This window comes from Streptomyces anatolicus, assembly GCF_019400875.1.
GTDB classification, from domain to species: Bacteria; Actinomycetota; Actinomycetes; order Streptomycetales; family Streptomycetaceae; genus Streptomyces; species Streptomyces anatolicus.
This window is the reverse complement of record NZ_WMBF01000784.1, coordinates 1-1,721: the sequence shown is the minus strand read 5'-3', so window position 1 is coordinate 1,721 and position 1,721 is coordinate 1. Positions and strand designations below refer to the sequence as shown.

The 1,721-nt window shown below is 70.9% G+C and carries 2 protein-coding genes; both read left to right on the top strand.

Features of this window, described 5'->3' with window-relative positions; genetic code table 11:
- Positions 1–242: DUF3311 domain-containing protein (locus tag GKQ77_RS32430; protein WP_219692727.1), on the top strand; the 242-nt coding region annotated here is incomplete at its 5' end.
- Positions 239–1,721: sodium:solute symporter family protein (locus GKQ77_RS32425; RefSeq protein WP_219692726.1), on the top strand; the 1,483-nt coding region annotated here is incomplete at its 3' end. The genes GKQ77_RS32430 and GKQ77_RS32425, both read left to right, overlap by 4 nt.

The window sequence follows — 1,721 nt, the reverse complement described above, 5'->3', positions numbered from 1 at the left end:
CCCTCTGGCTGCTGCTCGTGCCCCTTGTGCTCTACGGCGCCGCGCCACTCGTCGCCAACCGCGTCGAACCGCGCGTCCTCGGCGTCCCCTTCCTGCTCGCCTGGGTCATCGCCGCCACAATCGTCAGCCCCCTCGTCATCTGGCTCGCGGCCCGCCTCGACCCCGCCTACCGGCTGAACGCGGCCGAGCCCATCCCCGCCGACGACGACGCACCCGACCGGCCCCGGGGAGAGCGCCGATGACCGGGTCCGCCGCGATCGCGACCACCGTCTTCGGGCTCGCCATGGTCGCCACCATCGCCATCGGCGTGCTCAGCGCGCGCGGCCGCTCCAAGGGCCTCGCCGAGTGGTCCGTGTCCAGCCGAGGGCTCGGCGTGCTCTTCATCTGGCTGCTGATGGCGGGCGAGACGTACACCAGCTTCTCGTTCCTGGGGACGGCCGGCTGGTCGTACTCCTTCGGCGCGCCGATCCTCTACCTCGTCGCGTACCTGACCGTCGGCTTCGCCGTCGCCTACGTCGTGGGCCCCGCCCTGTGGACGTACGCGTCCCGGCACGGCCTCATCTCGATCGCCGACATCGCCGAATTCCGCTTCAGGTCACGGCCGGTGGGCATCCTCGTGGCGGTCGTCGCGACGATCTTCATCGTGCCCTACATCCAGGTGCAGATCCAGGGCATGGGCGTCGTCGAGAACGCCATGACGTACGGCGGCGTCGACCTGAAGGTGGCGGCCGTCATCTCCTTCGTCGTCGCCGAGGTGTTCATCCTCGTCTCGGGGTTGCGCGGTTCGGCCTGGGTGAGTGCCTTCAAGGACGTCCTGGTGATCCTCGCCGTCGTCTTCCTCGCCGTATACATCCCGATGCACTACCTCGGCGGCGTCGGCGACCTCATGCAGCGCATGGTGACCGAGAGACCCGAGTGGCTGACCTTCCCCGGGCATGCCTCGGGCGGGCGCGACTCGCTGTGGTTCCTGAGCACTGTCGTGCTCAACGCCGTGACCATCACCATCTTCCCCACGACGGTCGCGGGCTATCTGAGCGCCAAGAGCCCCAACGCCCTGCGCCGCAACGCCCTCCTGCTGCCCTGGTACCAGCTGCTGCTCTTCGTGCCGATGGCCGTCGGCGCCACCACGCTCTTCGTGCTGCCGACCCTCGGCAACCCCGACCTCGCCCTCTTCCGCCTCGTCACGGACTCGCTGCCCGCGCCCGTCGTGGCCGTCATCGGGGTCGCGGGCGCGCTGTCGGCCATCGTGCCGATGAGCGTCTTCATGCTCTCCATCGGCACGCTGTGGGGCCGCACCGTCCTCAGCGGCGGCAACGGCTCCGACCCGCGCGGGCGTCCCGCCCCCGCCGGCTCGGCCGAGGCACGTGACATCCGCGCCAAGCGGCTCTCCCAGGCGGTCTGCGTCCTCGCCGGACTCGTGGCGCTCGCGGGCAGCCTCTTCTACCCCAACACCCTGGTGGAACTGTCCGTCCTGTCGTACGAGGGTCTGGCGCAACTGGTGCCGGTCGTGCTCCTCGCCCTGTACTGGCGCCGGTTGACGGCCCGCGCAGCCGTCGCGGGGATGCTGGTGGGCCTCGCGGTGATGCTGGGGCTGTGGGCCACCGAGAACGACCCGTACCACGGCATCAACGGCGGCATCATCGCGCTCGCCGCCAACCTCGCGGTGACGGTCGCGGTCACCTGGCTCGCCCCGGGCCCGGCCCCCACGCGCCCCCCGGCCG